The 20,139-nt window shown below is 41.6% G+C and carries 15 protein-coding genes; 6 read left to right on the top strand and 9 right to left on the bottom strand.

Annotated elements, in window-relative coordinates; genetic code table 11:
* Positions 1–70 precede the first annotated feature (70 nt).
* Both pdsS and pdsR read right to left on the bottom strand, forming a co-directional pair.
* The gene (gene pdsS / locus Q4557_RS00485; RefSeq protein ID WP_303410135.1) at positions 71–2,236 is read right to left on the bottom strand and encodes a proteobacterial dedicated sortase system histidine kinase; all 2,166 of its coding nucleotides are present in this window, start codon (positions 2,234–2,236) and stop codon (positions 71–73) included.
* A complete protein-coding gene (pdsR, locus tag Q4557_RS00480) occupies positions 2,236–2,928 on the bottom strand; it encodes a proteobacterial dedicated sortase system response regulator (RefSeq protein ID WP_102439606.1) in 693 nt (230 codons plus the stop codon). Before pdsR ends, pdsS begins: the two co-directional genes overlap by 1 nt.
* Positions 2,929–3,146: 218 nt before the next feature.
* Between pdsR and pdsO the strand changes: the two genes are divergently transcribed.
* The 3 genes from pdsO (at position 3,147) to Q4557_RS00465 (ending at position 6,961) form a co-directional block, all read left to right on the top strand.
* Complete coding sequence (pdsO, locus tag Q4557_RS00475; protein ID WP_102439607.1) at positions 3,147–3,956, top strand: sortase-associated OmpA-like protein PdsO; 810 nt, start codon at positions 3,147–3,149, stop codon at positions 3,954–3,956.
* Between the two features lie 81 nt (positions 3,957–4,037).
* Positions 4,038–6,350, top strand: coding sequence for a marine proteobacterial sortase target protein (locus Q4557_RS00470; RefSeq protein WP_303409999.1), 2,313 nt, complete (start codon positions 4,038–4,040; stop codon positions 6,348–6,350).
* Positions 6,351–6,376: 26 nt separating this feature from the next.
* Positions 6,377–6,961: a class GN sortase gene (locus tag Q4557_RS00465; RefSeq protein ID WP_102476395.1), complete on the top strand. Its 585-nt coding sequence runs from the start codon at positions 6,377–6,379 to the stop codon at positions 6,959–6,961.
* A 48-nt stretch (positions 6,962–7,009) separates the two neighbouring features.
* On the opposite strand, the gene Q4557_RS00460 is transcribed toward Q4557_RS00465, so the two are convergent.
* From Q4557_RS00460 to Q4557_RS00450, 3 genes are all read right to left on the bottom strand, one after another.
* Entirely contained in the window at positions 7,010–8,029 is a 1,020-nt protein-coding gene (locus Q4557_RS00460; protein ID WP_102439610.1) for a GGDEF domain-containing protein, read from the bottom strand.
* Positions 8,030–8,217: 188 nt separating this feature from the next.
* On the bottom strand, positions 8,218–9,105 hold the full coding sequence (locus Q4557_RS00455; RefSeq protein ID WP_303409995.1) for a hypothetical protein: 888 nt from the start codon (positions 9,103–9,105) through the stop codon (positions 8,218–8,220).
* A gap of 317 nt (positions 9,106–9,422) precedes the next feature.
* Positions 9,423–9,800, bottom strand: coding sequence for a diacylglycerol kinase (locus tag Q4557_RS00450; protein WP_102439618.1), 378 nt, complete (start codon positions 9,798–9,800; stop codon positions 9,423–9,425).
* 186 nt (positions 9,801–9,986) lie between these two features.
* On the opposite strand from Q4557_RS00450, the gene Q4557_RS00445 reads away from it, so the two are divergent.
* On the top strand, positions 9,987–10,901 hold the full coding sequence (locus Q4557_RS00445; protein ID WP_303409993.1) for a DNA ligase: 915 nt from the start codon (positions 9,987–9,989) through the stop codon (positions 10,899–10,901).
* A gap of 43 nt (positions 10,902–10,944) precedes the next feature.
* The gene (locus Q4557_RS00440; protein ID WP_303409991.1) at positions 10,945–11,472 is read left to right on the top strand and encodes a low molecular weight protein-tyrosine-phosphatase; all 528 of its coding nucleotides are present in this window, start codon (positions 10,945–10,947) and stop codon (positions 11,470–11,472) included.
* A 129-nt stretch (positions 11,473–11,601) separates the two neighbouring features.
* On the opposite strand, the gene ylqF is transcribed toward Q4557_RS00440, so the two are convergent.
* Together ylqF and Q4557_RS00430 are read right to left on the bottom strand one after the other, a co-directional pair.
* Positions 11,602–12,546 (bottom strand): ribosome biogenesis GTPase YlqF, encoded by a 945-nt coding sequence (ylqF, locus tag Q4557_RS00435; RefSeq protein WP_076536189.1) that lies wholly within the window; start codon positions 12,544–12,546, stop codon positions 11,602–11,604.
* A gap of 130 nt (positions 12,547–12,676) precedes the next feature.
* Complete coding sequence (locus Q4557_RS00430) at positions 12,677–13,516, bottom strand: isopenicillin N synthase family oxygenase (protein WP_102439613.1); 840 nt, start codon at positions 13,514–13,516, stop codon at positions 12,677–12,679.
* Positions 13,517–13,700: 184 nt separating this feature from the next.
* On the opposite strand from Q4557_RS00430, the gene Q4557_RS00425 reads away from it, so the two are divergent.
* Complete coding sequence (locus Q4557_RS00425) at positions 13,701–14,615, top strand: bifunctional methionine sulfoxide reductase B/A protein (RefSeq protein ID WP_102530768.1); 915 nt, start codon at positions 13,701–13,703, stop codon at positions 14,613–14,615.
* Positions 14,616–14,693: 78 nt separating this feature from the next.
* On the opposite strand, the gene Q4557_RS00420 is transcribed toward Q4557_RS00425, so the two are convergent.
* Together Q4557_RS00420 and rne are read right to left on the bottom strand one after the other, a co-directional pair.
* On the bottom strand, positions 14,694–16,253 hold the full coding sequence (locus Q4557_RS00420; protein WP_076536194.1) for a SulP family inorganic anion transporter: 1,560 nt from the start codon (positions 16,251–16,253) through the stop codon (positions 14,694–14,696).
* Positions 16,254–16,587: 334 nt separating this feature from the next.
* The gene (gene rne / locus Q4557_RS00415; protein ID WP_303409979.1) at positions 16,588–19,863 is read right to left on the bottom strand and encodes a ribonuclease E; all 3,276 of its coding nucleotides are present in this window, start codon (positions 19,861–19,863) and stop codon (positions 16,588–16,590) included.
* Positions 19,864–20,139: the final 276 nt, after the last annotated feature.

Here is a 20,139-nt window from a genome sequence, read left to right as displayed (position 1 = left end):
CCAACTGGCACAACGGACGTTATGAATTATTGTTTTAGCCATCCTAACATCTATACGGCTAAAATAAAGGTTATTTTGAGTCTGCTAAGGGGAATATCAGCACGAACTTAACCCCACTGCCATCGGCTAGATTCTCAGCCTTAATGCTGCCTTGGTGAAACTCAGTCACTAATCTTGCAATGTACAAACCTAGCCCTAGATGCGGCTTGGCTTGCACGCCTTGTGGACGTATTGACACCATAGATTCAAAGATTTGCGCTGTCATGTCTGCAGGCAATAATGGCCCTTGGTTAGCCAGTTCGATAATCGCAGTTTTAGCGGTGCGTTTAAGTGTCAGCCTAATAGGATCATCAGTACTGAACTCAATGGCGTTATTAATCAGTTTATCCATCAGCTGCGCTATGTATTCAGGTACACCGAACATGATCATTGGGCCATCATCAATGTCTAGGGTAAATTGAGTTTCAGGGTAGGTATATTGATAACCTTGCATGCAGCCGCTAATGACTTCTGTTAAAGAAAACTGGCTTTGCTCTGCATGGGATAAGCTGGCCTCTAAGCGGGTTGCTTCACTTAAGTTATTTAAGATTAAATGCAAACGGCTGACACCTTCTTGAGCGCGAGCGACGTATTTTTCACTGGCGGGCTCAAGTTGTTGCAAGCTTAAATGCTCAAGGGATGAACGCACTACGGCAACTGGGGTACGTAGTTCGTGTGACAGCCTTGATGACATGTTCTCTAAGTAGTGGGTGTATTGACCTAAACGGCCAACAATATTGGCAAAGCTGCGAGATAAATCGCCAATTTCATCACGGGTTTTAGAGGGGACAATTTGCTGTCTCACTCGGCCTTGGCTATCGATCGCTTGTTCAGATTGATCTCTGAGTTTGCGAATGCGGCTTGAAATGCTGGATGCAAAGATAAACAGCGCCAAGGTGCCCATACTCATGATGGTTAAGATGACATTAAACAGTTTTTCTAGCGCGCGGTTACGCAGGGTTCGAATTCCGTGGGTGGTTTCTTCTGCAATGACGGCGCCCATGACTTTATCATCAATCCAGATAGGACTGGCCGCGGCTAATACCACAGCTTTACTATCAGGGGTTAAGCGCCAGGTTGAGCCTTGTTTTCCATTAAGGGCTTGTTGAATATGACTGCCACTTAACTCGGTTGAGTCTTGCAATGAATCGACAAAATCCTTCGGCGGTTTAGTGAGGATTTTATAATATAGCGGCAATAGGTAATCAGTTTTAAATTGTCCCCAAATGCTTGGCTCACGGGTGTCATCTAAGCTTGATGACCAAAGATTATTGCTGGCGCGAATGTCACCCGATTTAGCTAATACCCGGCCATGATTATCAACCACCCAAATACGCGAGCTGTTATGACTCATACCTTTGATAATATTTTCAATTTCAGGTGATGGCACTAACACTGTGCCTAAATGCGCCACAGAATCGATAGCTGAGGTACCGATAATAGTATTCACTGTACGGGTTTGACTGTCATCAACATTGTAAATGGCGAACCCGAGTTTACTGCCTAGCATATTTAGCGGCATTCTAAATTCAATGTTATAACCACTATCGGTGGCAAGCCATTGTCCTTGAATGCGAATTTCTGGTGTTACGGGCATTGATTGAGTTGGATCTTGTGGCAGCTCAAAGGCACTTAACCAACCGTCTTGAGTGTTGGCGACAATATAACGCTTAAATTGGCCATCAGGTGTTTGAGTGGCAATCACTAAATGATCGTTTTTATCTACCCGTAAGCTATTTTTACTACGATAGACCAGATGCTTATCGGCAACCTCAAAAAATCCATATAAATAGCCGGCGTATTTACCCACCATGTGACTAAAGTGAATATCAACGACTTGGTTTTCATTACGATTAAAAATCACGTGATCAGTGCCATAATTGATCACTCTATGCTGATATTGCTGCCAATCAGTCAGTTTACCATCAAGTTGAATTGGCCCCGAAAGTGGATAGGCGTATAAGTCGCGGCCTTTTTCAACCTGACTTAAAAAACTGGCTTGGTGATTAAACAGTTTCGGGCGTTCATGCAATGCGGTGGCTAAGGCTTGAGTGGTGCCCACCAAGGTTTTTTCTTGGCCGTGGCGCAGGTATTTTTCCATTTCCCACACGTATTCATAGCCAAGCCAAGGTAAGCACAGCAAAAATAGCGATAAGATAACGACTTTAGCGCGCAGCCCTATGGGAATATTAAACATTAACTGACACTGTCCCAGCGGTAACCCATGCCATACACGGTATCGATGCAATTAAAGTCTTTATCTGCGCTTAAAAACTTTTTACGAATACGTTTAACGTGGGAGGTAATGGTACTGTCATCGACAAATATTTTAGCTTCTTGCATTAAGTCTTGGCGACTTCGCACATGACCTGGATGTTTTGCCATCGCGTGCACCATCCAAAACTCTGTCACGGTCAACTCTATAGGTTGCTGCTGCCAGTACACCTGAATACGGTTGCCATCAATGGTGAGCTTGCCGTGTTCAATCAGGTTATCTTCAACGATGGCTGCGCCAATCAGTTCTGAGCGTCTAAATAAAGCGGCAATACGAGCAATTAAGTGCGGAAAGCTGACATCTTTTGATAGGTAATCATCAGCGCCTAATCTAAGGCCGCAAACGGTATCAAAGTCACTGTCTCGGGCGGTTAAAAAGATAATCGGTAAACTGCTAGACATAGATCGCAGCGACTGACATAAGGTAAAGCCGCCATCTATTTCGGTCTCAAGGCCAATATCAATAATGGCTAGGTCAGGTAAACGGGCATTAAAAGCCAACATGGCAGCAGGGCGGTTGGCATAACCCTGCACGCTATAGCCTTGTTGTTGCAGTAACTCTTTATAGTTTTCTCTAATGGCTACTTCATCTTCTACAATCGCAATTCTTTTCATATCACCATCTTTGTTTTGTCTTATATGGCTGACTATACATTATTTTTATGGCCAAAAAAGCGCTCCCTAGCAATTGCCATATTGTTGCCACATTTCATCGCTACATTGCCACTTTTACGCCCCTTAATTGCCATTTCAATGCTGTTTAATAGTTTCATCGAATGAGCAAACGCACTTCATTCAAATTTAATTATTAATCTGAAATAAAGGACAACACCATGAAAAAGCAATTAATCGCCATCGCAATCATCAGCAGTTTATCGATCGCCAACATCACTCACTTACACGCAGAAGAAATGAAACCAGCGATTGATTCAACCATTGATTCAAGTGATGTTTTAGCACAAACACCAGAAAGAGAGCACACAGAAGAGTTAGTCGGCTTGTCATCTGGGGCCATATTAGGCGCTGTGGTAGGCGGACCTGTTGGCGCCATCGTTGGCAGCTTTGTTGGGGTACTTATTGGTAAGACTGTGGGTGATGATTCTGAGATTGAAACTCAAAATGAGTTACTCGCCAAGCAACAACAGGCACTCGAGCTGCAAACTTATGAACTTACGGCGCTACATGAAAAGCAACAGTCTTTGGCGGAGGTCAATGATGAATATATACAAGTGCAGACGCAATTAGCCGATTTGCGCCATGCTCAAGAGCAAAAAATGCAAGAGCTGGCCATCGGGCTAAATGTGCAATTCAAAACCGGCTCAGCGACTATCGAGCCTCATTTTGAACAACAACTCGATGATGTTGCTTATGTGATGGCATTATCACCAGATTTAATGTTGGATTTAACCGGTTACGCTGACCGCCGCGGTGACAGTAAATTTAACCAAGCACTATCAGAGCAGCGTTTAATAGCAGTGACCAAGTATTTGGCTAATCAAGGCATAGCTGATGAACGCTTACATGCCAAAGCCTATGGCGCGACAGCGCCTTTACATGAGCAACAAAATTTTGAAAACGACTTTTTTGATCGCCGCGTGACTTTAAAAATTATCCCTGTGGGTGAAGCTTTAGCCGCTAATTAATATGACGAAAATTCAGTGTAAACCTTGGACTGGTGAGAATGCTGGTTTTGAGGTTTACGCTAATTTCATGGAGAGAAAACAATGAATATTAGTGTTAATCGTCATAGGGTGCATTACCTTTGCTCGAGCTTAATTTTACTGGGTTTAGTGATTTTGAATGTGCTATTTCCAGTATATGCAATGCCAACAAGTAAAGCAGATGGGCGCTCTGCTGAGATAACCCAGGGTGTGCTTGAATATATACAAGAGGGTGAAATCCACTATAGCTTGCCTTTATCCACCGATGTGTCAATGAAAGTATCTGGCTGGGTTAATCGCGTTAAGGTTAAGCAAACCTTTACCAATAACACCCAAGGCTTTATAAACGGTAAGTATCATTTTCCGTTATCCCACAATGGAGCGGTGGATCAAATGCGGTTAGTCATTGGCGAGCGTATTATTGAAGGCGAAGTACAACCAAAATTACAAGCCAAAGCCACCTTTGAAAAAGCCAAAGCTGCAGGTAAACGTGCCAGTTTAGTGAGTCAGCAAAGGGTGAATATTTTTACCACAGAAGTGGCGAATTTAGCCCCTAACGAGACTTTAACTGTTGAGATAAGTTATCAAGAAAAACTTAATTATAAAGAGGGTCAGTTTAGTTTACGGTTTCCAATGACCATTACGCCGCGTTATTCGCCAACAGCTTTATCAGAGCAAGTTTTAGTCGGTAATAGTGCTAGCAGTCAGAGTTCTAGTGAAAGTCCTAGTCGGCAACAGCGCCATAACCATTTGGGCATATTTGATTCTATTGCTGAAATGCTACCTGAGATGCTAACCGGCTTTAATTTGAATAACTTTGCAGAAGGGGCTGTAACTGATGATGCCTCTTCGGATTCTGCTGGTAATATCATGGTTAATATTAATGTCGAATTAAATACAGGTTTTGAACTTGGTGCGGTAACCAGTCCGTATCACAAAATTAAAGCAGCGCCAGTGGTAGGCAAGCAACAATGGATGGTAGAACTTGATCGCGCTGTGGTCGCCAATCAAGATTTTGTATTGAATTGGAAGCCTGTTGATGCAGCTAAATCGCATGCTGCAAATCATGCTGAAGTTGCGTTGCCGCTGCCATCAATGTTCATTCAACAAGGATTAACTCATCAATCAGCTGAACTTAGGTCAGCTAAAAATAGTATCAACAATCAAGATTATTACGGCTTAGTGATGTTAACGCCGCCACAAGTTAAAACGTATAACGGGGTCACTCCTCGGGAGTTAATCTTGGTTATTGATACCTCTGGCTCTATGGAAGGGGACTCTATAGTGCAGGCCAAACAGGCTTTACTGTCTGCGCTTGCAGGTTTAAGAACGAAAGATAAGTTTAATATTATTGGATTTAATCATCAGTTAACAAAACTATCTGCATCATCTTTGAAAGTTAACAGCCGTAATATTGCTAAAGCCAATCAATTTGTCCAAGGATTACAAGCCAATGGCGGCACTGAAATTAGCATGGCGCTTTCTGCCTCTTTGCTAATTCAAGATCAAAGCAATCAAATCGGGAGTGAAAACGCGCTACGTCAGGTGATATTTATTACAGACGGCGCGGTGGCTAACGAGCAAGGTTTATTTAAGCAAATAGAAGCCGACTTAGGTCAAAGTCGATTATTCACTGTCGGGATAGGCTCGGCCCCGAATACGCACTTTATGGAGCGCGCAGCCATGTTTGGCCGTGGCATTTACACCTACATTGGTAAAACGGCTGAGGTAAAACAAAAAATCGAAGGGTTACTGCAAAAGATTGAGCAACCAGTGGCAACAGATGTAAAAGTCACTTATCAAGACGGCACAATTCCTGATCATTGGCCTGTAAGAATCCCTGATTTATATACTGATGAACCAATCTTAGTCAGCTTTAAATCTCCGGCATACAATCAGCAAGATATTGTTATATCAGGCGAGACTCAGGGCGAATATTGGCAACTACAGATACCTAATCCACACCAGACTCGTCATTTAGATAATTCAGACATTGAGGCCCCAGGGTTAGATCTTATCTGGGCTAATGCGCAAATCAATGCCATTGAAGCCACCCAAACTAGGGCGAACAGTGAAAGAATAAAACAGCAAGTTAAAGCATTAGGAATGAAGTATCACCTGGTGACTTCACAAACAAGTCTAGTGGCGGTCGATAAAACCCCAGTTAATTTTACCCCTGAATTTAACGCTGATTATCAAGTAAAGCCACATTTACCAAAGGGATTACAAAAAGCAGGTGTCTTACCGCAAACAGCAACATCGAGCCGTTTGAATATACTCATTGGATTAAGCTTTTTATTGATTGCGCTTTTGCATGGACTTTGGCTTAAGCAGTGTCTTCCTGGTCAGCGGTTAACCATACCTAAGCATAAATAAGGAGCGCTGCGTTGATAAGTTTAAAAATGCTCATCCCTGGTTGTTTAGCCGTCTTAGGAGTCAGTTTTTTATCACATGGAGCCTATATGCAAGTTAAAGCGAATTTTGCGCAATATTTAATTGAGCAAGCATGGAATAAAACCTTGCAAGACCAAACACCCCATAAGCCTTGGAGCTGGGCTGATACGCATCCAGTTGGCAAGTTAATGCTTTATGCAGATAAAGAAACAGATGTTTATCCTGTAGGAGATCCTATGTTTGTGCTAGCGGGGGCTTCGGGCCGAAATTTGGCGTTTGGCCCAAGCTTGATGCTTAAAGGTGCAGGGGTTGGAGAGGTTGGTAATACAATCATTGCTGGCCACAGAGACACCCATTTTTCACACTTAAAAAATGTTAAAAAAGGCGACATCGTAGAATTAGAAACCGCAATTGGGCAAATACAAAGTTACTTAATAACCGGCATCGATATAGTACATGAAACGCAAACAGAGATACTCGATATGACGGCGGATAATCAGCTAACATTGATAACCTGTTACCCGTTTGAAGACTTGTCTGCAAGCAGTGATTACCGTTACGTGGTAACGGCAAAACAAGTAAATCACAGTTAGTTGTTTTAATTGGACGGTTTAATTTAACTCGCTACTTAATCGCTTTAACTATATAGGCATGACTCTATTACGCCCTAATCTTTTTGCTTGATATAACAACTGGTCAGCAGCCTCAATTAGCTGACTAGTTGTTTGATTTTCTTGCCACTGCACCACACCAAATGACGCATTGACATTATCAATTCGAGTGTCACTGCGCCTGTCTTTGACCCTGAGTTTTTCAATGGAGCGTCTCATGGCTTCGGCTAATTGTCTGGCGATCCTTAATTGGCTATTTGGGACGATAATGGCAAACTCTTCACCGCCAAAACGGTATAACTTTACCCCTTCTCGACAAGATTCCTGTAGCCGTTTGGCTACCACTCTAAGTACTAAGTCCCCAAGCTGGTGGCCATAAGTATCATTAAATAGTTTAAAGTTATCAATGTCAGCCATAATCAAGCAGCAGCCTTGGGGCGATTGTGCAATAACCGCATTAATATCGTCATTAAAGGCGCGACGATTTAACGTTTCGGTGAGTGCATCATACAAAACATCTTTTTCTGTTTTAGCCAGCTTTTGTTTTAAAATATTAATCTCGGACTGCGCTTTATTGAGTTGTTCAGTAAAACTCTTGCTACTTGATTGAATACGCGAAGATTCTTTAACCATACTGCGCACCACAGTGACCAATTGTTCCAGTGAAAAATCTTGGTTTTCAAACTCAGTTAATTTACGGACATTTTTTTGTATTTGAGATTGAAAAGTACGGGTGTCATGATGGGTATCTTTGATTGATTGAGATAACTCGCACACCATAGCATCAAGATTTTGACGCATAGTTCTGACATCTAACTCAACAGGATCGGCGATATGTTCTCGATACAGTAACTCACTTGAAACGGGTGAATATTGTTGATTTAGCTTAATATTTTCATCAAGTGCCAGATTTAGCTTAGGATTGGTTTCGCTAACATAGGCATACCAAAGTGCATAATTGGTTGGTGTTGTTGGAATGCTGTGTTTTAGCATTAAAGGTACGGCTTTTTTTAGATGAAGCGCGGCCGTTTTCAATAAATCGTTAGACATTCAATCCCTCAACAAAATAGGTAATAAAGCGAATGAACCAATTAGGTTTATCAATGAAATATAACAATTAATTAATGTGATAGATATTTTGTTAGTAAGTTTTTTGATAAACAGGCAAACCTTAAATAAAGTTTGCCCGTTTATTGATTGAAGATAAGATATTTTGCCGTGATTAAAAATGTAGTTGTTTAAAAGCGGTAGGACACTGCAAACATAGGGCCGGTGAAACCATAGTTTATGTTGTAATCTAGGGTACGATATTCTTCATCTAAAATACTTCTAGATTGTTCAATATCAACATCGACATCATAATAGTTATACGCCAGTGCTAATTGCCAGTTATCGCTAATTTTTGCCTGCACGCCAGCCCTGATGTCGATTAACGAACCTTTAAAATTATCATATTTGATCGCAAAATATTGAACATGGGCGCCAAATGTCCAACCAGGATAAAATTCATAGTTACCATATAAGCCGATATTAGGCAGAGGCGCAGTGATTGCGTTATCAACAACTTTTGGAGTAAAGGTCGTCGTATCACACAAACTATTGGGGTCACTGTGACCTTCACATAAACTAATATTGCCTTCGAAAATGGTTTCAACAAACATGGTGTGAATACCAATCGATGCGCCGACAAAATATTGTTCACCTTGCCAAATATCATAACCATAACCTAAACGGAGGATATCGATATTTAACGTGGTGGAAATAGTGGCACTACCATCAATAAGGTAATTCTGATCATTATCGCCAAATTCAGGGATTTCAATATCAAACCCCAGTTGTGGGGTTTCAGCATCTCGATGTAGAGATTTCCAATCAAGGTAAATATTATGACGGTCTTTGAAGTGATAGCGGAATTCGAAAAAAGGTAGAAATTGATCTTCTGTTAAAAGTAAGTCGTCTTCAAAATCAAGCAAATAGTAATTACCTGTATCTCTGGCACTTTTAACTAACATGGTGGAATCTGTATTGGCATAAAAAGCCCCGAGAGTAAATTTATACTCGTCAGCAGACACACTGTTAGATATACATAGGGCTGTCAATAGACCGATAGGGACTCGCTTTAACATTATTTCTCCGCACTCTATGGGGCTCATTTGGGGTAATAAATGAGGGTCGTGCATTATTATTTTTTTAGTTTTACTAGGCTAATATCTTAGCGCTGAAATATATTAGCATTATGTAAGCAAATGTGAAGTTTTTGTTGCTAAAGCGGTGGTTTTTTTGATCTAGTACAGGTTAACTAGCGTATTGGGCTAAAAACAAACGAAAGTCGCATTAAACCAGCTTGTTTAATGCGCATTTATAACCATACCTGATAATAACTACATCGTAGAGGGGCGCAGAATTGCTGTGGCTGATTGACAAGATTAAAAAGTAAAAGAGACTAATTCAGCACATAGGCATTAATCAAAATACATGCCCAAGTGATCCCACATAGGGCTAGGCTCATAAATACTGCTGCAGAGGCAGTATCTTTGGCTTGGCCACTTAAGGGATGAATTTCATCACTAATGCGATCCACTACAGCTTCAATTGCAGAGTTAACTAATTCGGTGATCAGAACAATAAATAAAGTCATGATTAACAGCAACTTTTCAATAAGGCTGACATCGACCATAATAGCCACTGGCAGTAAAATCCCCGCTAAAATCAGTTCTTGTCTGAATGCTGCTTCGTTAACCCATGCACTTTTAAGCCCTTTAAATGAAAAACCTGTCGCACGTAAGACACGTTTTAATCCATGATTGTTTTCAGGTTTCATATTGGCTGACTTAGTCCCTAAATGGTTTGGTGGATGATGGTCCAATTGATGACAAAAGTAGCCAAACATTGGCTAACTTATGGCAGTTTATTGATCATGCACTAAAATTGCTAATCAATTTGTTTAATTATTAGTTTACTTTTACGGCAACAGGATGTTGTTCCAAATACCAGCAAGGATGCAGCTATGTCTATTTTTTTATCAAAAACTATTGCTACGCCAGTGTCAGCTCTGTCGTTGATAGTAATTATATTGGCTGATTTTATAAGGCGTAATATATCAATCATCATGACAGTATTGAGTCTCTTTGCGCCCCCCATATTGTTTGCTGCAGATAAGCCAGCAATCCAACTTGCTACCAAAATCACTGAAGGAATTGATATTAATCAATATTATGTCAGTGAAAAGTTAGATGGTGTACGTGGTTATTGGACTGGGGACAAAATGCTTTCACGTTCAGGTCGAGAGTTCATTTTACCGCAATGGTTCGTGGCAGATTTTCCCAAGCAGGTTTTAGAAGGGGAGTTATGGCTAGGAAGAGCAAGCTTTGAAGCCATGTCAGGGCTTGCACGAAAAAATATCCCAGACAGTGAAATGTGGCGGCAAGTGAAGTTTATGCTGTTTGACTTACCTGAACATGGGGGCATTTTTCGTGACAGATACATAGCACTGCAACAGCTGGCCAAGCAGTCTAAATATCTGCAAGTCATACCCCAAGAAACGATAACCTCTGACACCATGCTGTATAAAAAACTGCATTTAGTCGTGAGTGCCCAAGGTGAAGGGCTAATGCTTCATCGCAAGCAAGCTTTTTATAAAGTAGGTCGCAGCCAAGATATTATGAAATTAAAACCCAAATATGATGCTGAAGCCATTGTTATTAAGCATATTGAAGGCAAGGGGAAATATACCGGTATGCTAGGGGCAATAGTTGTCAGCATGCCCGATGGGCTTGAGTTTAAAATCGGTAGCGGCTTTAGCGATGAACAAAGGCGTAAGCCGCCCCAAATAGGCGCAACGATAACTTATCAGTACTTAGGTCTAACCAAAAATGGTGTGCCACGATTCGCTCATTTTTTAAAAGAAAGACCTAAAATGTGATAGACATAAAAACAATTTTTAATACGCTGAAAAAGGAACTTATGTGAATACAATTAACTCGGTACTATTCGTATGCCTAGGTAACATCTGCCGCTCACCTAGCGCTGAAGCTGTGTTTCGTAGTAAAGCGGCTGAATATGGCTTAGTCATCGAGATTGCCTCTGCTGGCACCTTAGCTTACCACCAAGGTAATGCGCCCGATCCGCGCGCGATTAAAGCGGGCAATGCCAGAGGCTTAGACTTTTCAGGCATGTATGCAAGGCAAATCGCTCAGGCTGATTTTGAAAAATTTGATTTAATACTGGCTGCAGATAATTTTAACTTAAAGGACTTGCAGGCAATATGCCCGCAAGAACATCAACATAAGCTTAAATTAATGCTTAGTTATATGAGTGACGATATAGCTGATTTTGATGAACTGAGTATGGATAAGTTTTCCCTTGAGCAAGTGAATCATGCCAAGGAAGTTCCTGACCCTTACTATGGCGGCGCTAATGGTTTTGAAACGGTTTTGGACTTACTGGAGTCTAGCCTTGATAATTTAGCAAAGCAGATAGCGAAAAACCGTTAATATTATCTATACATATTCGCTCTTTAACGGGTAAAAACAATAAAGGCTTAGCATTGCTGCTAAGCCTTTATTTTAAATATGTCGTTTATCAAACACATTGCAGATAAGCTGGATGTTTTTGTTAAAGCCTTATTCGCCTTGGTGACGTTTACCTGATCGTTTCAGATTTTCTTGCTCTAATTTCTGCTGCTTAATAGCTTCTTTTTCAGCCAACACTCTAGCGACTTCTTCTTTCTCGATTTCGGCCATTTCAGGGGTTTCAAGGGTAAGTAGCCCTGTTTTGCCAGAGCGGAATTCATGTAACAGTAATTCTGATGCTTTATGTAAATCGATACGGCCACCAGGTCTTAGTGCTCCGCGCTTACGGCCAATTTCTTCAAGTAATTCAATGTCGGTTTCTGGCAATGATTTAAGCTTATAACGCTCACAAATTTCTTGTGGGTAAGCTTTTAAGAAATATTCAGCAGCAAACATGGCAACGTCTTCATATTCCATTGCGGTGTCTTTAATTGCACCAGTAACAGCAAGGCGGTAGCTACTGGCTTCGTTATCTACTTTAGGCCATAAAATACCCGGCGTATCTGATAGTACGATGCCATTTCGTAAATTAATTCGTTGTTGACGTTTAGTTACAGCTGGCTCATTACCGGTTTTAGCAATGGTTCTACCTGCAAGTGTATTAATGATGGTAGATTTACCAACGTTAGGGATCCCCATGATCATGGTACGAATATCTTTTTCGATTTTGTCTCTGGCAGGTACCAGTTTGCGGCAGATATCAGGAATGTTTTTGACCTGACCAGGTTGTAGTGTGGTGATAGCAGTGGCTTTTACGCCTTGTTCCTGCTCAAGGTACTCAATCCAACGCGCCGTGACTTTTGGATCTGCTAAGTCAGACTTGTTCAGTAGTTTGATACATGGCTTATCGCCCCTTAGCTTAGAAACCATTGGGTTTTCACTACTGTAAGGAATACGGGCATCAAGCACCTCAATAACAAGATCGACTTGAGGCATTGCCTCTTCAATCTCTTTACGAGCTTTATGCATGTGACCTGGATACCATTGAATTGCCATGATTTTGCCTTTTATAAATCTACTACTAACAAAGGGGGCATATTCTACCTTGTTATGAGTAAAAATGATAAAAAAAAGCGCCTATTGGCGCTTTAATATCATTAACGATGTCACTAAATAAGCAGTAGGGTTAAATAACCCCAAGCTCACGCAGTCTTTCCATTAAGTAGCTGTCAGCGGTGTGACGCTCTGACAATACTACTTCTGGATTTGGGTGTAAGAATAGTGGTAATGAAATTCTTGATTTAGTTTTATCACTGCCTTGAGGGTTAATCACCCGATGTGACGTTGAAGGGTAGTAACCTGCTGATGCCTCTTGTAGCATATCACCGATATTGATAATGATATTACCAAAGTCACTGGGTACATCAACCCAGTTACCTTCTTTGGTTTTAACTTGTAGTCCTGGCTCATTGGCAGCAGGTAGTACAGTAATAAGGTTTATGTCCTCATGTGCAGCAGCTCTGATAGCGCCTAACTCTTCATCGCCAAGCATTGGCGGGTAGTGCAGTACTCTTAATAATGTCTTCTGACTATTTTCAATCATTTGTGGTAATGGCATTGAGAATTTGTCAGCAATATCCTTAGGTGCGTACTCTTCAATCCAGCCGAGTAACTCTGCTGCTAGCGCGTTGGCATGTGCATAATAGGCTAAGATATTTTGTTTTAACGATTCAGGAATACGGCCCCAAGGATAAACGTGAAAATATTCTTTGATATCTTTTACGCTATGGCCTTTAGCGGTTTCTGAAATTGAAGCAGGGAAAAATCCATCTTGGGTTTCTGGTTTAAATAGATAATCATTTTTTTGTTCAGATTGAAAAAAGGCATACCACTCTTGATAAATTTTTTCGACCAGTTCTTGACTGACTGGGTGGTTAGAAAGAACGCCAAACCCGGTTTCTCTTAATGAAGCGACAAACTGTTGTGGACAATCTTTTGCGCGGTAATCAATTGTTTCTAGTTTCATATTTTTCTTCTATTGTTTTTATTTGACCCAGCGCGATTCTAACCTTGGTCACACTTTGTCGCAATTTTTTGATGCGAAATATGTCTTGGTCAGTCGAAATAGTGATCTTTATTGTGCATACTGCCATAGTTGTAATACTTGCAGTACAGTAAACCTAATCAAAACAGAAGTAGAGATGGAACTCATGAAGCAGTTAACGGAATTCGAAAAGTATGTGATTGAACAAAAAGGAACTGAGCAACCTTTTAGCGGCGAATACGTCAAACATGATGCCCCAGGGGTGTATTTATGCAAAAAGTGCTTAGCGCCTCTGTATAAAAGTGAGCATAAATTTAATGCTCATTGTGGTTGGCCTGCTTTTGATGATGAAATACCGGGAGCAATTGACCGAACTCCCGATGAAGATGGCCATCGAATCGAAATCACCTGCCGAAAATGTGACGGCCACCTAGGGCATATATTTGAAGGCGAAATGTTAACCGCTAAAAATATCCGTCACTGTGTCAATTCTGTTTCGATGATATTTCAAACGGCAGATGAATTACAAAAAGTAAATAGTAATCAGTTTGCTACTTTTGGCGCGGGCTGTTTTTGGTGCATTGAAGCGGTATTTAATGAGTTAAAGGGAGTGATTGAGGTAACGCCAGGCTACAGTGGCGGTAGTGGTAGCGATGCAAATTATATGGCGGTATGTTCTGGTGATACTGGACATGCTGAAGTTATATTGGTGGAATTTGATCCTAGTATCATTAGTTACCAAAGCTTACTGGCGGTTTTCTTTGCCATTCACAATCCCACCACCTTAAATCAGCAGGGTAATGATAAAGGTCCGCAATACCGTTCAGTTATTTTTACTCATTCAACAGAGCAGGTTGATCAAGCGACCATCGCTATTAGTAAACTAATTCAGCAAGCCATTTGGCCTAAACCTATAGTGACCGAAGTTGCCATGTTCGAAGCTTTTTATCCTGCAGAAAGTGTTCACGAAAATTATTATGCTAATAATGCTGAGCAGCCATATTGTGAGTTAATTATTAAACCAAAATTTGAAATGGCGATGAAACGATTTGAGCAGTTGTTAAAGGACACTGATAAATAATGACTAGCTAAGGTTAGTTTACATCGGCAACAAAAAAGGCGAACTGAGTTCGCCTTTTTTAATGTGTAAACCTAACGATTAAGAGTCTAATGCGTCGTCAGCCACTTTGTAATGGGGATCTTCAATCACATTGACCTCGACTAACGCTCTAGCTTTATGGAGTAAATCTTTACAATCACCGCTCAAATGGCGCAAGTGTAACTTCTTACCGGCAGCAAGATAACGCTCTGCTAAGGTGTCAATTGCATCGAGAGCAGAATGATCTGCAACCCGTGAGTTTTGGAAGTCTACGATAATGTCTTCAGGATCATTCTCTGCGTCAAACAGCTCTAAGAAATTAGATACCGAACCAAAAAATAACGGTCCATTTAATTTGTAAACTTTCCAACCGTTGGCATCAATATTGGTTTCAACATTAATATGTTTGGCATGCTCCCAAGCAAAGACTAATGCAGACACAATAACGCCGACAAATACTGCGAAGGCTAAATCTGTGAACACGGTTACCGTTGTTACTAACACAATGACAAACGCATCATGCTTAGGCACTTTGCCCATGACTTTGAAACTGGCCCATTCAAAGGTACCTAAAACGACAATGAACATAACCCCAACTAATGCAGCTAACGGAATTATTTCAATAAAGGCTGCACCAAATAAGATAAATGCCAATAAAGCGAGTGCTGCAGTGATCCCTGATAATCGTCCACGACCGCCAGAGTTGATGTTAATCATCGATTGTCCAATCATCGCACAGCCACCCATAGCGCCGAAAAAGCCACTGGTAATATTACCAACACCTTGACCAACACATTCTTTGTTACCTTTACCACGGCTGTTAGTCATTTCATCAATAACGGTTAGCGTCAGCAATGATTCAATCAAGCCTACAGCAGCAAGAATACAGGCATAAGGCAGAATGATATAAAGCGTTTCTAGCGTGAATGGGACACTTGGGATAGCAAAGCTTGGCAGGCTACCAGCAATTGTTGCTTGTTCATCGCCGCTCATGGTTTTTAAGAAATCGAGTACATTGCGAGTATCTAAATCTAAGCCTACAACCAATGCCGTTACCGTTAAAATAGCCACCAATGAAGAAGGGATAGCAGTGGTTATTTTGGGTAAGAAGTGAATGATCGCCATAGTTAGTGCCACTAAAGCTAACATAATCATTAGGGGCTCTTGTGCAAGCCATACCATGTTGCCAGCAGCATCTTTTACTTTAAATTGGCCTAATTGTGCAAGGAAAATCACAATGGCTAAGCCATTCACAAAACCTATCATCACAGGATAAGGAACAATACGGATAAATTTACCCAGTTTAAAAATACCGGCAGAAATTTGTATTATCCCTGCCAGTACTACTGCGGCAAATAGGTATTGAACACCATGTTCAACCACCAGTGATACCATAACAACAGCCATCGCGCCGGTAGCGCCAGAAATCATCCCAGGACGGCCACCAATAACAGCAGTAATTAGCCCCATGATGAAGGCTGCGTAAAGTCCTACCATAGGCTCAACTTGTGCGACAAAAGCAAAAGCAACGGCTTCAGGAATAAGCGCGAGTGCAACGGTTAAACCAGATAATATATCTGCTTTGCCGCTACTGGTTTTATGACGTAGTAGATCGAACATTTAACCTCTGAAATCTATTGATGTGTTTGATAATAAAAGTGTGAGCATGTTAACAAAAATGACAAACCTTCTAAACCTGAAATTAAACTTAATTTGTGCTAATTCGTATCGTTAGGGTTTTAGAGAGAATTTTTAAGAGGATAAGCTAAGCTTGATATTTTCGTTAGTAACAGAAAAACTAGATCACAGCTGAGGTTTTATAATCAGGATTAATATCAAGGCTTGATAAGGGCTGGTAGTTTGAACAGTCTCTAAGTTTTTAGTAAAAGTTAAGCATAAAAAAACCACGCTAAGAAGCGTGGTTTTTATTACCATCAAAGGTGAATGCTAACAGTTATGCTTTAGACATATCTGCTGAAGCACTATTGGCCACTTTTGACTTAACGCTATTGGCTTCAGTTTGCGAAGCTTGATACTCGCGGCCTTTTGGCACAGCTTGCTGAGTACGAACCTCTGTTACTGGCTTAGTCGTATCTGACATGACCATAGAGCCGAAGCGGCTAGCGACAGGTGCTTTTTTAACAGCTGGTTCAGCTTTAACTTCGGTTGTTGCGACAGTTGTTGGTGCGACTGCGGCTTTACGTTGTATTGCAACAGGCTTAGTCATAGGTGCAGATGCAACCGTTTTAACTTCAACTTTAGCTGTTTCAGGTTTAACTTCAACCGCTGGCGTTTCAGTTTTCACTTCAACCGCTGGCGTTTCAGTTTTCACTTCAACCGCTGGCGTTTCAGTTTTTACTTCAACTGCTGGCGTTTCAGTTTTAACTTCAACCGCTGGCGTTTCAGTTTTCACTTCAACTGCTGGCGTTTCAGTTTTTACTTCAACTGTTGGCGTTTCAGTTTTAACTTCAACTGCTGGCGTTTCAGTTTTCACTTCAACTGCTGGGGTTTCAGTTTTAACTTCAACCGCTGGGGTTTCAGTTTTAACTTCAACCGCTGGCGTTTCAATTTTAACTTCTACTGCAGGTGTTTCGGCTTTAACTTCGACAGCTGGCGTTTCTACAGTAGGTGCAGCTTTAGCTTCGTTAGCTTGCTCTGCATCAAGTTGTTTTTCTAGCTCATCAACAGATGTAAATACAGCAGGGCTTGACGAGGTATCATCTTCATCACGACGACGACGTTGACCCGCTGCACGAAGGTGGCGAGGGCTACGACGGCTACGGCGCTGTCCTTCACGCTTGTCATCAGCATCTTCATTTACGGTTTCAGAAGCATCTTGAGTTGCAGTGATTTCTTCTGCAGATGTTGTGTTAGCAACAGCGGTTTCAGTAACAGGCGCCTGAACCGGTGCTTGCGCTTCAACTGGCGTTTCAGCTTCTACTTTAATGTCAGTTTCAGTGCTAACGTCTTTAGTCACTGGAACAGTAGCCTTAGCTTCAGATTTAGCTGAATCATTTTTAGTGATAACTTCAGCGTCTTTTCTTGGGCGGCGAGTACGGGCAGGTTTTGAATCCTGTTTGGTCTCTGGCTTAGCTTTAGGTTCAACTGCAACTTCAACCTGTGAAGTGGTGGTTTCCGCTAATTTAGCTTCGTTTTGCTCATTTTCAATTCGCACTTTACGACGCATGTTACGACGTTGACGACGCTCTCTCGCTGCTTCTTGCTTAGGCGATTTCTCAGCATCTTGACGTGGCTTTTCTGTCTTCGCTTTTGGCTCTGCTTTAGTTGGACGCTTATCAAGTTGTTCTTTATTAGCTACATCTCTGTCCGACTTTTTATTGCGCGCTTTATTATCACGACCTTTATTATCAGCGTCGTTGCGAGTATTACGGCGGTTGTCATTTCGAGAATCGTTACGACGACTGTCATTACGAGAGTCGTTACGACGATTACGACGGTTGTTTTGTGCTTCTTTACGGTTCTTATCAGCAGATTTAGTTTCAGTTTTAACTGGCTCTGGTGAGGCGAATAAACCACTAATAGCAGCAACAATTTTTGAGAAGAACCCAGGCTCTGCAGGCGCAGCCGGTTTGGCTACTGCAGCAGGTTTAGCTGCAATTGTAGCTGCTGGCGCCGCTTTAGGGGTACCGAAGCCTTTAATTGCTGGCTGTTGTGCTTCCGCGCGCTCTAATTTGCGAGGCTCGTAAAGTTTTGCAGCAGGCTTTTCAACACGCTTGTAGCTTGACTCAACCACTTCATCATCGCTTCTGAGGCGTGATACGCGGTAATCTGGTGTGGTCATATGTGCATCTGGGATGACATAAACTTCAACTTTATGGCGCTCTTCAGTAATACGAATTGCTTTACGCTTTTCATTTAACAAGAAGGCCGCTACATCGACAGGCACTACTGCTTCTATTTGAGTGGTGTTTTCTTTAATTGCTTCTTCTTCCATTAAGCGAAGAATAGAAAGCGCTAAAGACTCAGTGCTACGAATCGTACCTTGACCGTGACAGCGAGGGCATAAATGGCCAGCTGATTCACCAAGAGAAGGACGAAGACGTTGACGAGACATTTCCATCAGGCCGAAGCGTGAGATGCGACCGAGTTGAACACGGGCACGATCTAAATGAACCGCATCACGCATTCTATTTTCAACTTCACGTTGGTGTCTAACAGGGGTCATATCGATGAAATCGATAACCACTAAACCGCCTAAGTCACGAAGACGTAATTGACGGGCAATTTCATCAGCAGCTTCTAGGTTAGTGTTTAATGCTGTTTCTTCGATATCACCGCCTTTGGTTGCGCGTGCAGAGTTAATATCGATAGAGGTCAACGCTTCAGTTGGGTCAATAACGATTGAACCACCTGAAGGCAAACGTACTTCACGTTGGAAAGCCGACTCGATTTGAGATTCAATTTGGAAGTGAGTAAATAACGGCACTTCTGATTCATAACGCTTAACGCGCTCAACAAAATCTGGTCGAACTAAACCTATGTGCTGTTTAGCTTCTTCAAAAATGCGCGGGTGGTCGATTAGAATTTCACCGACATCACGGCGTAAGTAGTCACGTATTGCGCGAACAATAACGTTACTCTCTTGGTGAATTAAGAAAGGTGCAGGTTTGGTTTGCGCGGCCTCTTGAATTGCATCCCAGTGATGTTGTAAAACTTTCAAGTCCCACTTTAATTCAGCAGCATCTTTACCAACACCTGCAGTTCGAACGATTAAGCCCATACCGTTTGGCACTGATAACTCAGACATTGCCGCTTTAAGTTCAGTACGCTCATCACCTTCAATGCGACGAGAAATACCGCCAGCACGTGGGTTATTAGGCATAAGTACTAAGTAAGAACCTGCAAGACTGATAAAGGTTGTTAGCGCAGCGCCTTTATTACCGCGTTCTTCTTTATCAATTTGAACGATAACTTCTTGACCTTCAGATACCACTTCTTTGATATTTGGACGGCCTTGGAAAGAGTAACCTTTAGGGAAGTATTCGCGAGCAATTTCTTTTAGCGGTAAGAAACCATGGCGATCAGCACCATAGTCAACAAAAGCAGCTTCTAAAGAAGGTTCTACGCGGGTGATAGTACCTTTATAGATATTTGATTTTTTTTGTTCATGGCCTGGGCTTTCGATGTCCAGATCATACAATTGTTGCCCATCAACTAGGGCAACACGCAACTCTTCAGACTGAGTTGCATTAATTAACATACGTTTCATGATGACTTAATTCTTCTAATAAGGTCATCAAACAAAGTAAATTCGCTGCATTACGGGCCTAAAATGGTTATGCACAAAGCCTCGCGGCTGGTTTTTAGGCAAGTTAGGTGCGCATTACTGTAAGACGCATCGCTGCGTGTCGCATCCTATTTATGGCTTATTTTTTAATAATTACAAAAACAAGGAATTGGTTGTTCATTATCAACCAACCCCATAAATTTAATATTTCTTCCGATAATGCCCAAGTCGAATTGGTTTGTTTGATAACAAGCTAAA

It is taken from the genome of Shewanella sp. 5_MG-2023, assembly GCF_030547465.1.
Classification (GTDB): Bacteria; Pseudomonadota; Gammaproteobacteria; order Enterobacterales; family Shewanellaceae; genus Shewanella.
Note: the sequence above shows the minus strand (reverse complement) of the source record. Positions and strands in the feature narration are given on the sequence as shown.

What these genes read in the sequence shown, in the direction of transcription:
- pdsO (WP_102439607.1), top strand. Translation starts at nt 3,147, where the DNA reads ATGAAAAAGCAATTAATCGCCATCGCAATCATCAGCAGTTTATCGATC.
- Q4557_RS00425 (WP_102530768.1), top strand. Translation starts at nt 13,701, where the DNA reads ATGAAGCAGTTAACGGAATTCGAAAAGTATGTGATTGAACAAAAAGGA.
- Q4557_RS00465 (WP_102476395.1), top strand. Translation starts at nt 6,377, where the DNA reads ATGCTCATCCCTGGTTGTTTAGCCGTCTTAGGAGTCAGTTTTTTATCA.
- Q4557_RS00455 (WP_303409995.1), bottom strand. Translation starts at nt 9,105, where the DNA reads ATGTTAAAGCGAGTCCCTATCGGTCTATTGACAGCCCTATGTATATCT.
- Q4557_RS00430 (WP_102439613.1), bottom strand. Translation starts at nt 13,516, where the DNA reads ATGAAACTAGAAACAATTGATTACCGCGCAAAAGATTGTCCACAACAG.
- Q4557_RS00470 (WP_303409999.1), top strand. Translation starts at nt 4,038, where the DNA reads ATGAATATTAGTGTTAATCGTCATAGGGTGCATTACCTTTGCTCGAGC.
- pdsS (WP_303410135.1), bottom strand. Translation starts at nt 2,236, where the DNA reads ATGTTTAATATTCCCATAGGGCTGCGCGCTAAAGTCGTTATCTTATCG.
- rne (WP_303409979.1), bottom strand. Translation starts at nt 19,863, where the DNA reads ATGAAACGTATGTTAATTAATGCAACTCAGTCTGAAGAGTTGCGTGTT.
- pdsR (WP_102439606.1), bottom strand. Translation starts at nt 2,928, where the DNA reads ATGAAAAGAATTGCGATTGTAGAAGATGAAGTAGCCATTAGAGAAAAC.
- Q4557_RS00460 (WP_102439610.1), bottom strand. Translation starts at nt 8,029, where the DNA reads ATGTCTAACGATTTATTGAAAACGGCCGCGCTTCATCTAAAAAAAGCC.
- ylqF (WP_076536189.1), bottom strand. Translation starts at nt 12,546, where the DNA reads ATGGCAATTCAATGGTATCCAGGTCACATGCATAAAGCTCGTAAAGAG.
- Q4557_RS00445 (WP_303409993.1), top strand. Translation starts at nt 9,987, where the DNA reads ATGTCTATTTTTTTATCAAAAACTATTGCTACGCCAGTGTCAGCTCTG.
- Q4557_RS00420 (WP_076536194.1), bottom strand. Translation starts at nt 16,253, where the DNA reads ATGTTCGATCTACTACGTCATAAAACCAGTAGCGGCAAAGCAGATATA.
- Q4557_RS00450 (WP_102439618.1), bottom strand. Translation starts at nt 9,800, where the DNA reads ATGAAACCTGAAAACAATCATGGATTAAAACGTGTCTTACGTGCGACA.